At 49.9% G+C, this 14,052-nt stretch carries 16 protein-coding genes and 2 pseudogenes; 10 read left to right on the top strand and 8 right to left on the bottom strand.

The features are described 5' to 3' along the window. Positions 1-74: 74 nt before the first annotated feature. The 3 genes and pseudogenes from IEW70_RS03265 to IEW70_RS18365 all read right to left on the bottom strand — a co-directional run bounded on the left by IEW70_RS03265 (position 75) and on the right by IEW70_RS18365 (position 1,904). Positions 75-887 carry a mechanosensitive ion channel family protein gene (locus tag IEW70_RS03265; protein ID WP_188646495.1) on the bottom strand — a complete coding sequence of 271 codons (813 nt, stop codon included), beginning with the start codon at positions 885-887 and terminating at the stop codon, positions 75-77. Positions 888-1,092: 205 nt separating this feature from the next. Beyond that, positions 1,093-1,622 (bottom strand): annotated as a pseudogene (locus tag IEW70_RS18370) (gamma-glutamyl-gamma-aminobutyrate hydrolase family protein). After that, positions 1,619-1,904 (bottom strand): annotated as a pseudogene (locus IEW70_RS18365) (DUF5662 family protein). The pseudogenes IEW70_RS18370 and IEW70_RS18365 overlap by 4 nt, the downstream one beginning before the upstream one ends. A 1,356-nt stretch (positions 1,905-3,260) precedes the next feature. On the opposite strand from IEW70_RS18365, the gene IEW70_RS03250 reads away from it, so the two are divergent. The 4 genes from IEW70_RS03250 to IEW70_RS03235 all read left to right on the top strand — a co-directional run bounded on the left by IEW70_RS03250 (position 3,261) and on the right by IEW70_RS03235 (position 5,665). Continuing rightward, positions 3,261-4,118, top strand: coding sequence for an EamA family transporter (locus IEW70_RS03250; RefSeq protein ID WP_188646493.1), 858 nt, complete (start codon positions 3,261-3,263; stop codon positions 4,116-4,118). 51 nt (positions 4,119-4,169) lie between these two features. Next, entirely contained in the window at positions 4,170-4,598 is a 429-nt protein-coding gene (locus IEW70_RS03245) for a TlpA family protein disulfide reductase (protein ID WP_188646492.1), read from the top strand. Positions 4,599-4,637: 39 nt separating this feature from the next. Beyond that, the gene (locus IEW70_RS03240) at positions 4,638-5,420 is read left to right on the top strand and encodes an undecaprenyl-diphosphate phosphatase (protein ID WP_188646491.1); all 783 of its coding nucleotides are present in this window, start codon (positions 4,638-4,640) and stop codon (positions 5,418-5,420) included. Between the two features lie 86 nt (positions 5,421-5,506). Beyond that, positions 5,507-5,665 carry a DUF1540 domain-containing protein gene (locus IEW70_RS03235; protein WP_188646490.1) on the top strand — a complete coding sequence of 53 codons (159 nt, stop codon included), beginning with the start codon at positions 5,507-5,509 and terminating at the stop codon, positions 5,663-5,665. A 107-nt stretch (positions 5,666-5,772) separates the two neighbouring features. On the opposite strand, the gene IEW70_RS03230 is transcribed toward IEW70_RS03235, so the two are convergent. The 4 genes from IEW70_RS03230 to IEW70_RS03215 all read right to left on the bottom strand — a co-directional run bounded on the left by IEW70_RS03230 (position 5,773) and on the right by IEW70_RS03215 (position 7,791). After that, on the bottom strand, positions 5,773-6,081 hold the full coding sequence (locus tag IEW70_RS03230) for a cytochrome C oxidase subunit IV family protein (RefSeq protein ID WP_188646489.1): 309 nt from the start codon (positions 6,079-6,081) through the stop codon (positions 5,773-5,775). A 73-nt stretch (positions 6,082-6,154) separates the two neighbouring features. Further along, on the bottom strand, positions 6,155-6,574 hold the full coding sequence (locus IEW70_RS03225) for a VOC family protein (RefSeq protein WP_188646488.1): 420 nt from the start codon (positions 6,572-6,574) through the stop codon (positions 6,155-6,157). After that, complete coding sequence (locus tag IEW70_RS03220; RefSeq protein ID WP_188646487.1) at positions 6,571-7,389, bottom strand: MBL fold metallo-hydrolase; 819 nt, start codon at positions 7,387-7,389, stop codon at positions 6,571-6,573. Before IEW70_RS03220 ends, IEW70_RS03225 begins: the two co-directional genes overlap by 4 nt. 60 nt (positions 7,390-7,449) lie before the next feature. After that, complete coding sequence (locus IEW70_RS03215) at positions 7,450-7,791, bottom strand: helix-turn-helix domain-containing protein (protein ID WP_188646486.1); 342 nt, start codon at positions 7,789-7,791, stop codon at positions 7,450-7,452. A gap of 157 nt (positions 7,792-7,948) precedes the next feature. Between IEW70_RS03215 and IEW70_RS03210 the strand changes: the two genes are divergently transcribed. The 5 genes from IEW70_RS03210 to IEW70_RS03190 all read left to right on the top strand — a co-directional run bounded on the left by IEW70_RS03210 (position 7,949) and on the right by IEW70_RS03190 (position 12,527). Continuing rightward, entirely contained in the window at positions 7,949-8,731 is a 783-nt protein-coding gene (locus tag IEW70_RS03210; RefSeq protein WP_188646485.1) for an SDR family NAD(P)-dependent oxidoreductase, read from the top strand. An 86-nt stretch (positions 8,732-8,817) separates the two neighbouring features. Then, positions 8,818-9,804: an NAD(P)H-quinone oxidoreductase gene (locus tag IEW70_RS03205; RefSeq protein WP_188646484.1), complete on the top strand. Its 987-nt coding sequence runs from the start codon at positions 8,818-8,820 to the stop codon at positions 9,802-9,804. A 71-nt stretch (positions 9,805-9,875) separates the two neighbouring features. Continuing rightward, the gene (locus IEW70_RS03200; RefSeq protein WP_188646483.1) at positions 9,876-10,241 is read left to right on the top strand and encodes a carboxymuconolactone decarboxylase family protein; all 366 of its coding nucleotides are present in this window, start codon (positions 9,876-9,878) and stop codon (positions 10,239-10,241) included. 253 nt (positions 10,242-10,494) lie between these two features. Beyond that, positions 10,495-10,632, top strand: coding sequence for a YuzK family famiily protein (locus tag IEW70_RS03195; protein ID WP_188646482.1), 138 nt, complete (start codon positions 10,495-10,497; stop codon positions 10,630-10,632). A gap of 110 nt (positions 10,633-10,742) precedes the next feature. Further along, a complete protein-coding gene (locus tag IEW70_RS03190; RefSeq protein ID WP_188646481.1) occupies positions 10,743-12,527 on the top strand; it encodes a M3 family oligoendopeptidase in 1,785 nt (594 codons plus the stop codon). A 61-nt stretch (positions 12,528-12,588) separates the two neighbouring features. Here IEW70_RS03190 and IEW70_RS03185 read toward each other — a convergent pair whose 3' ends face one another. After that, on the bottom strand, positions 12,589-13,500 hold the full coding sequence (locus tag IEW70_RS03185; RefSeq protein ID WP_188646480.1) for a YitT family protein: 912 nt from the start codon (positions 13,498-13,500) through the stop codon (positions 12,589-12,591). Between the two features lie 143 nt (positions 13,501-13,643). On the opposite strand from IEW70_RS03185, the gene IEW70_RS03180 reads away from it, so the two are divergent. After that, positions 13,644-13,991, top strand: a complete 348-nt coding sequence (locus IEW70_RS03180; protein ID WP_188646479.1) for an Mpo1-like protein — start codon at positions 13,644-13,646, stop codon at positions 13,989-13,991. Positions 13,992-14,052: the final 61 nt, after the last annotated feature.

Genomic DNA, 14,052 nt, shown 5'->3' with positions numbered 1-14,052 from the left:
CGTATTTTTTATTGTAGCATTGCCGTTTCCACATCTAAAGGAAAAACCGCCCGAAGGCGGTACGGATTACCCTGTTACGTTTCTTTCTTGTGAATCACGGTCTGATGCGGGAAGGGAATTTCGATGCCAGCTTGGTCCAATGCTGCTTTCAGACCTTTGCGCAATTCCCGTTCTACAGCCCACTGTTCGCCGTTTTGGGTACGGGCCAATATCCGGATAACAACGTCGGAGGCACCGAGATTTTGCACGCCGAGAACGTTGGGGCCTTCCACAATTTGCGGCAATTGCTCTTTCAGTTCATCGCATTTGGCTTGCAATACCTGAATGGCTTCATCGATATCAGAGTCATAGGAGATGCTGATATCTACCAACGCCTGTTTGTTGCCGCGGGAGTGGTTGGTCAACGAACCGATTTCCCGGTTGGGGATAAAGTGGAGATCGCCGTTGAAATCCCGGATTTTCAACAGGCGCAACCCTGTTTCTTCCACGATCCCGGAGTAATTGCCCACAGTGACGTATTCACCGACATTGACCTGGTCTTCCACCAACACGAAAAAACCGGTCACCACATCGCTGACCAAGCCTTGAGCACCGAAGCCGATCGCCAATCCGACGATCCCGGCACTGGCGATAATCGCAGAGGTATTGACGCCGAATTCATTCAAAATGGCCACAATCGCGATAAAAAAGATCACATATCCGGCTACGCTTGTCAGCAAGGAGGACAGTGTATGCAAACGTCCTGTGTTCCCGTTCTCTTTTTTCAGTTTCCGCTTCGCTACACGGGTGATGATTCCTTTGACCACAGCATAAAGAATGATCGATACGATGGCGATCAGCCCGGCAGAGATTAAGGAGCTGACGATTTCAGAAGTGTTGAACGACACGGGTAGCCCGCCTTTCTCTAGTTAGATATACACGAATGGTTTTACTCGATCAGCATGGGTAAAACCAGCAACGCTACGAAATCCGCAATTAATCCAATAAATATAAAATGGCTAAGGATGTCGGGGCATTTGGTAGCAAGGCTCCTCTTAAGGCGCAGAATCCATTAGGGGACGATTCATTTTGGTACACGCTTGCACGAAAGTTTCAAATAATGCTTTTGCAATTGTGTCGTGTGCTTTCAAATCCTTCGATCATGCCGTCCCTGCTTTGCGCCGTTTTCCTAAATAGCTTGCGTACCGCTTGGTGGTGAAAGCTGTTTACCCGGAATTCTTTCCGTTTTGCGATCTGATGCTATTTTGAGCCTGAAACCACATCTATCACGTGAGAGGCATGGTTACGAGGGGCATGTTGATTATGCTACAATAAACCATCTCGCTGCGTGTACATGTCTTGATAAATGTCACCTCCTGCAGCAATATTAAGAACCTGATAGCCCTGGCAAACTGTAAGATCGGTTTGTCCATATCAAGGAGTCGCATAACAAGTTCAATTTCCATTTGGTCCCGATCCGGAATGACCTCCTGTAAACCAGGAAGCGGATCTTCCCCAAACAGTGCGGGATCCACGTCTCCACCTCCCGTTAACAACAAACCGTTCAGGTGATTAGAGAGCTCATCTAACGTAGAATCATCTGTTATTATATAGGGAAAAATAAAGGGGAGTCCACAGATCATTCCCCCAAGCTATTAATCGTGTTTTCGAATATCTCATACAGCTGGTCGCTCATTTTAAACCGTTCCCGGTTGATCTTAAGACCCCTCCGGATATCTCCGTTGTCATGACGCTTTGCCGCTGCCATCCAATCGCAGAACATTTCCACGATATCGAACAAGTTCGCCGTTTCCATAGTGTTCTGGATGATGGCTGTTATGTGCGTAGTGATGATACAAAGCAGGTTTTAGTTCCTTCAAAAAGGCTTTATACTCGTCGGAACCATACGTGGGACGTTTCGTAATTACCCGTTCGCGGCCTGCGTACCTCGCGGAACGCTAAGATTAACATAAAGAACGTATTTAATAGGTATAGCCAACTCATCTCCACCAATTAAAATCCCTCCCTTGTTCATCCATAACATGTGCAAACTGTGACGCTGTATACGCTTGGAATCCAAATGATACGCTCAGGGAGTCAAGTTTGAATCATGTGCGCGAGGGAAAACATGTGGACATTCTTTGAGGTAAGTCCGAGATAAATCCAAAAGTGGAACGATAGATAGGGAATAATGGAAAACACAGTGATGTGTCCATAGAGTTGTCTTTTCTGATACTGTCTTCGTTGTTCCGCGTACCATGGTGGAATGCGGTTTGATAGAATCCCAAAAGTCAGTATCAAAATAAAAGTATCAATTATTTTTCTTCAGTGGGTTTTAAGACACTCGCTGATAACCGAGCAATGTCCAGCGAAGGTGCCATCAGGGGCAAAGTAAGTACACATGATGTTCCAATATAAAAAAGCTAAACTGGTTTTCTCCGTATTTTATCCAGTCATTTAATAAAAGATTGTTTCATCTTCCTTTAGCTCCTTCTGAATTTAACAATCTTCGGTGCTCTCTAATACAAGTATGCAAGTATGCTGTTTTACCAACATAGGATTTTAAGTTAGCTCGATTAAGTATAGATAAATCGCCGCTGTTCTCGCTTTGATGTTTTGATGAGTCGATACTAATCGCAAATCAAGATTTTCCAACACTTAAATACAGCTCCTGTTTTTTCAACAGTTCTCCCCTATAAAAATGTGATTCAATCCTACGTGCATGTGGCAGTCCCCGCGACTGCCAATGACCCTTCCAATGGCACTTTTTTAATTGACGTGCCCCCATGGTACATAGTCAAGATAACCTCCTGATAATTGGTACAATCAGTTAGGGTTAATAAAACCGTTGAAAATGTGTTGATGATAAGCAGTCTCATTTGACTGTACCCTATTAGAATCGACCACCTGTCATCGGGAAGAACGGGGAGGGTGGGAATCTGGGTCGGAGGGTTGTTCTTTTTTCTCTGCGGAACTCTTTTTTCGCTTTGGTGTCGAAGTGAATACCTGCTCCAATGGATCGTTATGAGGTGGAACCGATGAACGGGTTTTCTTGCGAGGCATATAGGCTCATCCCCTTTCTTTTTCTAACGTGTCCCCCGATGTGCCGCTTTAGTCGCCATAGTACAAAATTCCGCAAGGTTTTCATGCATGATTTCTCCGGTGGAGATTATGTATGTAAAAGGGACAAACCACCTTGGGCTATTTCTGGACGAATCGTTGCGGTCATGATAATGTTAGGCGTTGAAACTAAAAACTGACAGAGAAAGGAACGACGGCTCGTGTGGTTTGTTTTGGCGCTGTTCAGTTCGGTGGTTTTCGGGATGTCCGGTTTCTTGATGAAAACCAGTTCCGTTCAACGATGCCCTGTTGTTCCCTTGTTGTGGGGGCTGTATTTGACCGGGACATTAGGGTTTGCGTGGTGGATGCTCTATACCGGCGACGTACGGCTGGACCTCTCGATCTGGATAGGGGGATGGGTCGTCGGTTTGGGAAGTGCAGCAGGAAACTGGCTGTTTATGAAAGCATTGGAAGAAGGACCGGCCAGTTTGACCTCGCCGTTGGTCAATACCAATATTTTGCTCATTATTCTCTTTTCTGTGATCGTGTATGGTGAGCAACTCTCCCTTCTGGAAAGCCTGGGTGTGGGCTTGTTGTTGCTGGCTTTGCTCCTTATTCCCATCGATCCCGATGAAACCTTGGCCATCCGCAACAAACGGTGGTATGTGTTGGTCTTCTTGGCGACGCTGTTGTTTACATTTCGCAACGGAGGATTGAAAGTGACAGATGAGCTAAATCTGCCGGGAACCCCCATCTTGTTTGTTTCCTATCTGTTCGGCTGGATCTGGTCTACGGTGGAATGGATTCGCTGGAGGAGAAAAGGAAGGGAGCATGTTGCCGGTTCAGTGCAAAAAGGGTTTTGGTGGGGAGCTTTGGCGGGGATTTTTTCTTTTGGCGGAATGCAATTGTATGCGGCAGCGCTGGTAGAAGGCCCGGCCAGTATCGTCGCTCCGATCTTTGCCACCAACAGTCTAGTGGTCGCTGTATTGTCGATTCTCCTGTTTCGGGAACGCCTGTCCAAGTTGCAGACAATGGGCCTCATCCTGATTTTTGCCGGTCTGATTATTGTCCGTCTCTAAGTTTTCCCAGGAAATATCGTCCTTTCCACGAACAAAGAAAGGAGGGATACCATGATGGAACGAGCACCTGATTTTTGTCTGCCTTCCCTTCGGGATCAGTCCTCCGTCTGTCTGACAGATTACCGGGGCAAAGTGGTTCTCTTGTCGTTCTGGGTGACATGGTGCCCGACTTGTCAGACGGATTTGCCGAAAAAAGAGGTGTTTTTCCGCAACTTGCGTCATCCGGATTTTGTTTTTCTCACTGTGAATGTGACCGGGAGAGAGGCGGAACCGGAAAAAGTTCCCGCCTATATCGAAAAGATGGGTTTTCAGTTTCCGGTATTGGGAGATAGGGGCCGGGAAGTATACGACGCTTTTGGTATCCAGTCGGTTCCGGCTTCGGTGCTGATTGATCGGACTGAACAGATCGCCGGAGTGTACGATGAAACCGTTCCTTTTCCCGTAGTGGTAGGGGAGATCGGCCGTTTGCTGGAAGGGTAAGACAGGAGGGGTTTGAAGAAATGAGAAAGGGGTCGGGGAATGGATTGGGTGGAAGCCATGGTTTTGGGCATGATCCAGGGGTTGACGGAGTTTCTGCCGATCAGCAGCACCGGCCATCTATATCTGGGCCGACATTGGTTTGGGTTGGATGAAGCCGGATTGTTTTTGGACACGATGCTGCATGTCGGGACATTGGCCGCTGTAGTAGCGGTATACCGGCGCGAGTTGCTCTATCTGCTGCAACACCCTTTCAGCCGGTTGAGCGCGTTGCTGGTATGGGGGACTGTGCCGACTGCGATGATTGGCTTGGCCTTTGAGGATCTCTTTGAAGAGGTCTCCAAGACCGGAGTGACCATCGGCTGGGAGTTCCTCGCTACCGGTTTGGTGCTTTGGGTGGCGGACCGTTGGAAGGATCGGGGTCAAAAAGGTTTGGAACAGATGACCTGGAAAGATGCGGTGATCATCGGGACGTTTCAGGGTGCGGCGATCCTCCCGGCCATCTCCAGATCAGGTTTGACCATCGCCGCAGCGTTCTTCCGCAAAATCGACCGTTCCACTGCGGCCCATTACTCCTTTTTCCTCTCCATCCCCGCGATCGCCGGTGGAGTGGTATTGCAAGGAAAGGACATGCTGCAAGGGAGCGCAGAAAGTCTGCCCCTTTCTTCCTTGCTGGTGGCGACAATCATGTCTGCGCTCTTTGGATACATCGCCGTACGGTGGATGATCCGCTTGTTGCAGACGGGCAGCCTCAAATGGTTTTCCATCTATGTGTCGATTTTGGGAGGATTGATTTTGGCTTTTCAATGGACAGGACGGTTTTGATCAGCTGGCGTAATTTGTTAGACATGAAAAACGAGTTGGAGCAAGGGGGAAAGGGCCATAATAAAGGAGAGAAGGAGGGGATTTTCATGGCCAGAGACGTATTGTGCGAAGTGAACAACTGCACCTACTGGGGCGAAGGAAACAAATGCAGAGCCGACCAGATTTATGTGGTCAGCCAGCGAGGCCGCCAGGCCAGCGATTCGGAAGAGACGGACTGCAAGACCTTTAAACCTCAAGATTTGTAAGCAGTCGGCTTCCTTTTCTTTTGTTTTAGGTGTTGGTTGTTCGGGCAGCAACCTTATTTCTCCATTTGAAAACGCAGCCTCCGACCGGGGGCTGCGTTTTTTACCGGTTACACCCAATAGAGCATGGCCACGATGGCGGTGGCAGCGACCAGGATACCACCGCCCATGAAGAAAAGGGGGAAGAAACTGCCCCTTTCGCTCAGGTGCATAAACGTAAACAACTGAATCACCACTTGCAGGGCGGCCAAGATTAAAATGGCGGGAATCAGCATGGAAGTGCCCATCTGTCCGGTTCCCACCAACACAAAGGAGATAGCGGTCAGGATCATCATCACAACAAACCAAGCGACGTGTTTCCATGCGCTTTCCTGTGCGGACGGCTTCTCTTTTGTCACCGATTTTGCTTTGCTTGCCATCGGATCCCCGCCTTTCATATATATCCGATTTCACCGAATTGTAAAAATATTATCTCCAATTTCGGCGGGATTGTCAAAGGGAACGGGGAAAATAGTCCGGGCTGTATACCACTTCCAGCTTCAGACGAAAGGGATCTTCAAAAAATAGCGCGTAATACAGTCCATCTTCATCGAAGTTGCGGGGGCTGTCGTAAAGAATGGGGATGTTTTGCCGTTGAAGGAAATCGGCAACCTGATCCACATCCTTCGATGAAACAGCTTGAAAGGCGAAATGATTCAACCCGGGATGTTTCCGATGGAAGCCCATTTGATCATAGGGCGGTTCGCTCTGAACCAGGCACAGCTTCATCCTGTCGTTGGAATACAAGATCCACTGATCGGTTTCGTGTTCTTTGTGAAAGCCCAAAAAGCCCATCAAGGGATCATAAAAGCTTTTCGCTTTGGCCAGATCCGATACATTGTAGTCAAGATGGGAGAAGGTGACCCGGATCATGAGCCCACCCCCGAATGTTCGCTTACGATCGATCGGATCAGATGGACCGGGGACATCTCCCCGCCGGAAAACCACTCGACCGCCGGTCGGCGTTGGAGCAAGCGGTGAGCGATCTCCTTCGATGGAGCCCCCTGTTGATGGAGGTCCAAAGTCTCTTCGGTCAGCCATGTTAAGAAATCGTGCTTTTTTTGGAGTCCCTTTCTACCTTCTCGAATAATTCCCGCATGGGAGCAAAATACCGTGGCGACGGGGAAAGATAACAGGGTTCGGATGGATTGGATCAATTGGCTGACAGATTCACCCCGCATGCCGTAAGTCAAGCGGGTTCCCAGGTACAAATCGCCGGTGAAAGCCCACCCCTGGTTTTCTTCCAACCAGATGGAGTGATCCGGCGAGTGGCCCGGGGTGAAAATACGACGAAAACGGTGACGGGAAGTTTCGATGACATCGGAAACCGTGCAGGAAACTGCCTCCATCTGTCCCCATATCCACTGCCGGTAACGGGGGATTGGATCGGGGTTTTTCAGCAGGGCCGCGGTTTCCGGACCAGCGGTTACCGGAATCCCGAACCGGGCGTTTAGATGGGCGGCATTACCGCTGTGATCCTCATGAAAATGTGTCAGGGCTATTCTATCAACCGGATGGTCGGCGACAAACTGTTCCACCATGTGGCGAGCGCGGACGGGACCCGTCTCCATCAACAATCCGTCTACATAGTATAAGGACACGTGAAAATTGTTGCCCAGCATGCGGTAACGCATGGAGAAACGGGTTACCCCATCATAGGTTTCTGTATTGATTTGCAGTTTTCCCACAACAGTCACTCCCGTTTATGTCAAAAGCTCTTTCTTGATGTACAGAAGCGGATGGTTTGGTTATTCGCTTTTCCCGCGGCCCTTGATAATTTCCCAGATTTTGCGCAGTTCCTCACGGCATTCCTTGGGCGCTTTGAGCAATTCATCAAACCACTGGCACAGGGCCGGATCATGGGTATCAGAACGGGGGAGTGTTGCTGCATTCGATTCCCGGCCAAGTAAATAGTCTGTGGATACTTCCAATACATCAGCCAGTCGGTGTAGGGTCTCCAAATCGGGTGTTCGTGTGCCCTTTTCGTAGCAAGAGATGGAAGCTTTCGTGACGTTCACTTTTTTCCCCAGCTGTTCTTGTGTCCACTGACGTTGACGGCGCAAGGCCTTCAACCGGGCTGGAAATGACATATTTGTCCCCCCCTTTACCAGTATTGGTATCTTTCTATTATAGGTTTGCAATTGGTTAACGTCAAAGGTTAACCATTCGCAGAAAACGGAGATGTTGACGTTTGCGTATAGTTAACCTATGATAGAGCCAGCCAAATGACAAACAGGGGGATCATGCATGGTTAAACAGAAAACAGCGTTGATTACTGGGGCTTCCAGCGGGATCGGGTATGAACTGGCCCGGATACTGGCGGAAGACCATGTTCACTTAGTGTTAACCGCGCGAAGTCAGGATAAACTGGAACAGATGAAAGAAGAGTTGGAACGGGAGTACACCATTTCGGTGCACGTCATTCCCATAGACCTGTCTATCCCGGAAGCTCCGGCAGCCATTGTCCGGGAGCTGGAGCGGCGTGGCCTGGTTATCGATATTTTGGTGAATAGTGCCGGCTTCGGATTAAACGGGGCTTTTGCCGAAACGGAGTGGTCCGAAGAAGCCGGCATGATTCAACTTAACATTATTGCCTTGACAGAACTGTGTAAACGCCTGATGAAAGGCATGATCGAGCGGGGAGACGGAAAGATTCTCAATGTAGCCTCCACTGCGGCATTCCAGCCGGGGCCGTTTATGGCGGTCTATTATGCCACGAAAGCATATGTGCTATCCTTTTCCGAGGCGTTGGCCAACGAACTGAAGGGAACGGGCGTTACCGTCACTGCATTGTGTCCCGGTCCGACTGAAACGGGTTTTGGCCAACGGGCGCAGATGGAAGGAACCCTGTTGTTCAAGCGAGGGGTTATGGATGCCAAAACCGTGGCCCGGGCAGGTTATGACGGGTTGAAAAAAGGGAAAACCGTAGTGATTCCCGGTGTGAAAAACGCCTTGTTGGCCCAGTTGGTCCGTTTGATGCCGCGAAACGCGGTTACGAACATTGTCCGGATGCTGCAGGAACGGAAATAAAGGGTCAACTGAATACGAAGCATGGAGAAGCTGGGTGCGAACATGTTGGAAGTGACAGGCTGTTAACCAAGAAAGGAGAGATTGGAATGCGCGCGATTTTAGTCAAGGAACCCGGGGGGCCGGAGCAGCTGGTAATGGGAGAATACCCCACCCCGCAAGCGGGGGAAGGGGAATTGCTGGTCCGCGTGAAGGCAACAGCTTTAAACCGGGCCGATGTGATGCAGCGGAGAGGGCATTACCCTCCGCCGCCCGGTGCCAGCCCGTTGCTGGGACTGGAAATGGCGGGAGTCGTGGAGGAAGCGGGACCGGGGTGCTCCCGTTTTCAGCCGGGAGATCGGGTATTCGGTCTGCTTCCCGGCGGGGGCTACGCAGAGTTTGCCGTTATTCCCGAATCCGTAGCACTTCCGGTGCCGGAACGATTCTCCTTTGAGGAAGCAGCGGCTGTGGCGGAGGTATTCCTGACCGCCTATCAGTGTTTGTTCTGGCTGGGGGATTTACAGCAAGGACAGCGTGTACTGATACATGCTGGGGCGAGCGGCGTAGGCACCGCAGCCATTCAACTGGCCAAGAAACACGGGACTCATGTCATCGTGACAGCGGGATCGGAAGAAAAGCTGCGCTTTTGTAAAGAGCTGGGAGCAGACGCGGCCATCAATTACAAGGAAGGGCCCTTTGTCGAGTCCGTGATGAAAGCCACTTCCGAGCAAGGAGTACATCTGATCCTCGACTTTGTCGGCGCCCCCTACTGGCAGCAGAATATCGAAACCCTCACCGTCGACGGAAAGCTGATCATTATCAGTACGTTGGGCGGACCTAAAGTGGACGGGGTTAATTTGCTCCAACTGTTGATGAAACGCATCCATGTGATGGGAACGACTCTCCGGTCCCGGGATTTGGATTACAAGGCCCAGTTGACTCAGGAGTTTGCCGAGCAGGTGCTACCCTTGTTTGAAACGGGCAAATGTAAACCGGTGATTGACTCTGTATATGACTGGCATCATGTCCAGGAAGCCCATCGCTATATCGAATCCAATCGCAACATCGGCAAAATCGTCCTGAGAGTTGGAGAATGAAAGTGCATGTTTGCCAAAAGAACATCAAACAATAGACGGGAATTCACTCGACATATTTAGGAGGGATCCCGATGGAGGGTTCTTTTGTGCAACAAGCTCTGCAAGATTACAAGGAAGGGCTGGGGGCGTTTGAAAAGCAACTGCCGGAAGTGGCGCGGGAGTATAACCGCTTTACTGAAGCTTGTTTTGCCGATGGAGAATTGTCCGCCAAAATGAAGCACCTGATCGGTGTTGCGTTGGCTTGTCTGGCTAACGATGAGTATTGCATTATTTACCACACCAAAGGGTGTGTGGATCATGGGGCTAGTGACATGGAAGTATTGGAAGCCGCCGCGGTTTCGGGTGCTTTCGGCGGTGGAGCGGCCATGTCCCAATCTGTGACGTTGCTGCAAGACGCGCTGGAACAGCTGCGGAGAGGAACAGGGCTGGTTCAGTGAATGACGGACCCTTTTACTGAGATGGAGTGCCATCTTGAGCGAGAGTGCACAGCGTAAATGAGTACGGGAGGGGATATCCCCTCAAATTCGGAAGGAAAAGGGGAGGGTTTCTCCTGAACACGGAGAATACCCTGTGAACCATGGAGAAACAGTCTGGTTCCATTTGATGGATGGAAAAAGAGCGTGATACAATGGCTTCGAAAATCGATAAAAGGAGATGCTTTTCATTAACGCGCCGAAAATAACAGAACCGATGGCGAAAGCCATGTACAATGCTCACGACGTCACCTATGATGAATATACACGAAGCTTGGATAAACAATTGGAAGTGGAAAAAGCCCGCGATGCCGAGTATCGAAAAGCGCAGCGCGTGGTAACTGAGAGTGCGTAAAAAACCGGCCTCAAGGCCGGTTTTTTTCGTTGAGGAAGGAATCCACTTTCGGTGTAAGCGAAGTGATATAATGGGGTCTGGAAGAAGTTACATAAATGGGAGTGGGGATAATGAAAGCGCATCGATACACGATGAAGTGGGATTTGGATGTTTTCTTCAAAGGGGGTAGCCAATCGAAGGAATTCAAGCAGTATGTGGAGCGTTTGGAACAAGATGCACAAACCTTTGATACCGAGGTCAAGGAGCTTCCAGTAACGGATACCGAGGCTTGGAAAAAGGTGATTCGCTTCCTGCAAAATATCGGCACTCGGTTGAGCCAAGCCCATTCTTTTGTATCCTGTTTAACGGCCCAAAATGTAAAAGATGAACAGGCAAAGCTGCTGCAGGGACGTTTGAGCCAATTGGATGCTGTGCTTCATCGAACGGGAACCCGTTTGGATCAGAAAATGCTGGAAGTTTCGGAAAAGGACTGGGACGCATTGCTGAAGGATTCGGAGATTCAACCCGTTTCCTTTAAACTGAGAGAGCAGCGTCGCCGGGCGAAGGAAAAAATGGCACCCGAACTGGAAAGTTTGGTGGGAGATTTGTCTGTCGACGGGTACCATGCCTGGGGAGATTTGTACGATACGATCGTCGGCAGGATGAGTATCCCTTTTGAAGAGGATGGGGAAGTCAAAGAGTTGTCCGTTGGTCAGGCCAACAACAAGTTGCACAGCAGCAACCGTCAAACCCGTCAGCGGGCTTTTCGACAGTTGTCGGAAGCCTGGGAAAAAGAATCGGATCTGTGTGCGTCCGCGTTGAATCACTTGGCCGGTTACCGGCTGAATCTATACCGCAACCGGGGATGGGATTCGGTACTGAAAGAACCGGTAGAAATCAACCGCATGTCGGAAGCAACCCTCCAGACCATGTGGGATGTGATCAGCCAAAACAAAGCGAAAATATTGGAATACATGAAACGAAAAGCGTCCCTGTTGGGATTGAAAGCGTTGAGCTGGTACGACATTTATGCACCGGTCAGCACTAAGGAACAGAAGGTTTCCTACGATGAAGCAGCCGATTTCATCACGGAACAGTTCGGCCGATTCAGCCCTGCCATGGCCAATTTCGCCAAAACGGCTTTTGAACTGCGGTGGATTGAAGCGGAAGACAGACCGGGCAAGCGGCCGGGCGGTTTCTGTACCACCTTTCCGGAAAGCGGACAATCCCGTATTTTTATGACCTATGCGGGAACGGCTTCCAATGTGGCCACCCTGGCTCATGAGTTGGGTCATGCTTACCATTCGTATGTGATGCGGGATCTGCCATCTTTGGCGCGGCGCTACAGTATGAGCGTGGCGGAAACGGCTTCCACTTTTGCCGAAACCCTTGTGGCCGATGCTGCGATTCAGCATGCGTCCACCAAAGAACAGAAGATCGCACTGCTGGAAGACAAATTGCAAAGAGCTGTCGCTTTCTTCATGGATATCCATGCTCGTTTTCTGTTTGAAACGCGTTTTTATGAGAAACGGAGCAAGGGTCTGTTAACGGCGGCAGACTTGAACCAGCTGACACTGGAAGCCGAAAAAGAGGCATTCCAGGGTGCATTGGAGGAATACCATCCTCATTTTTGGGCTTCCAAACTCCACTTTTACATCACCGGTGTGCCTTTTTACAACTTTCCCTACACCTTCGGCTATCTCTTCAGCACTGGGATTTATGCCCGTGCCCAACAAGAAGGCCCTGCCTTTGCCGACCGTTATGTGGCCCTGCTGCGAGATACCGGCAGCATGACCGTGGAAGGTTTGGCACAGAAACACCTGGGAGTCGATTTGACCCGGCCGGATTTTTGGCAAACCGCCATCCGCGTCGTGCATGAGGATGTGGACCGGTTCCTGCAACTGACCGAAAAATGAAGGCACGTGAATACTACGACTCTGTCACGTAAACAGGCCGCATGGAGGCGGCCTTTTTCTTTCAGTGAATATCCCGTTTTTTGAAGCGGCCGCCCTTGACGTCATGGATGTTTCCGACAGCCAGGAATGCTTCCGGGTCGATATCTTCCACGATCGACTTCAGCTTGGCCTCTTCCAGACGGGTGACGACGCAAAAGATCACTTTTTTATCGTCCCCTGTATAAGCACCTTCTCCTTGCAGATAGGTAACTCCACGTCCCAAACGGTGCAGCAGTGCTTCTCCGATTTCGCGGTGCATGTCGCTGATAATCCACACGGACTTGGTTTCATCAAATCCCTCAATGGTAATGTCGATGGTTTTGAAGGCGATGAAATAAGCGATCAGGGAGTACATGGCACGGTCCCATCCGAACACAAAGCCTGCACTTCCAAGGATAAAGATGTTGAAGAACATCACCACTTGACCCACAGAGAAAGGCAGCTGCTTGTTAAACATAATCGCCAGGATTTCTGTACCGTCAAGGGATCCCCCGTATCGAATCACGATCCCGACACCGATACCTAAAATGATTCCGCCAAAGACAGATGCCAACAGAACATCTTCTGTCAATACTTCTACAGGATGGAGGTAGGCCGTGCCGATCGACAAGACGATGACGCCGTATAATGTGGAGAGGGCGAAGGTTTTCCCGATCTGTTTATAGCCGAGGAAAAAGAAGGGCATGTTGAACAAAAACAAGAGCACTCCCAGTTTGACCCCGGTAAGGTGGGACAAGATGATCGAAACACCCACGATTCCGCCATCGATCACGCGGTTGGGCACCAAAAAGATTTCCAAACCCACTGCAACGAACAATGCTCCCAGGGTGATCAGGATGATCCTTTTTGCCAGAGTTCCTTTGCTCAGCTTTCGGTGTTCTTTCTTGGGTTGTTCTGTAAGTTGCGCTGTGCTCAAAAGTTCACCTCTTTTCATCAGTCTTTCTTTATGTTTATTATACTAAAAATGGCACGCGTCTATATTTGCAGAATCAGACGGGCATCATCAGTGATCCGCTTGCACATGTTCCAAAACCGAGGGTGGTGGCTTGTTTCAAAATCCGAAGGGGAGGGCTGAAAATGGAATTTAAAAGTTTTGAGGAGTTTTGGCCCTTTTATGTGTCTCAGCACAGTAAACCGGAGACGAGGCGTTGGCATTTTGTCGGAACGGCATCGGTGGTGGTTTGCCTTGGGCTGGCTCTCTGGGTAAACGGATGGTTTGTGTTGTTGGCGCCGGTGATTGCTTACGGGTTGGCTTGGTACAGTCATTTTTTTGTGGAGGGAAATAAACCAGCCACCTTCGGCCATCCCTTGTGGTCCTTGTTGGCGGATTTTCGCATGTTCGTCCTGATGTTGACGGGAAAAATGGATCAGGAGGTTCAACGATTAAAACGGGAAAAGAAGAACCAGGATGTTGGGGGAGCTTAAAAAAATAATCTTTTCCACATTCATCGGGGCGGGCTTCGGCCCGTTCGCTTTTTGGCGGAAC

This window comes from Marinithermofilum abyssi (assembly GCF_014641195.1).
GTDB lineage: Bacteria > Bacillota > Bacilli > Thermoactinomycetales > DSM-45169 > Marinithermofilum > Marinithermofilum abyssi.
The sequence above is the reverse complement of the archived record's forward strand: the minus strand, read 5'-3'. Positions and strand labels throughout refer to the sequence as shown.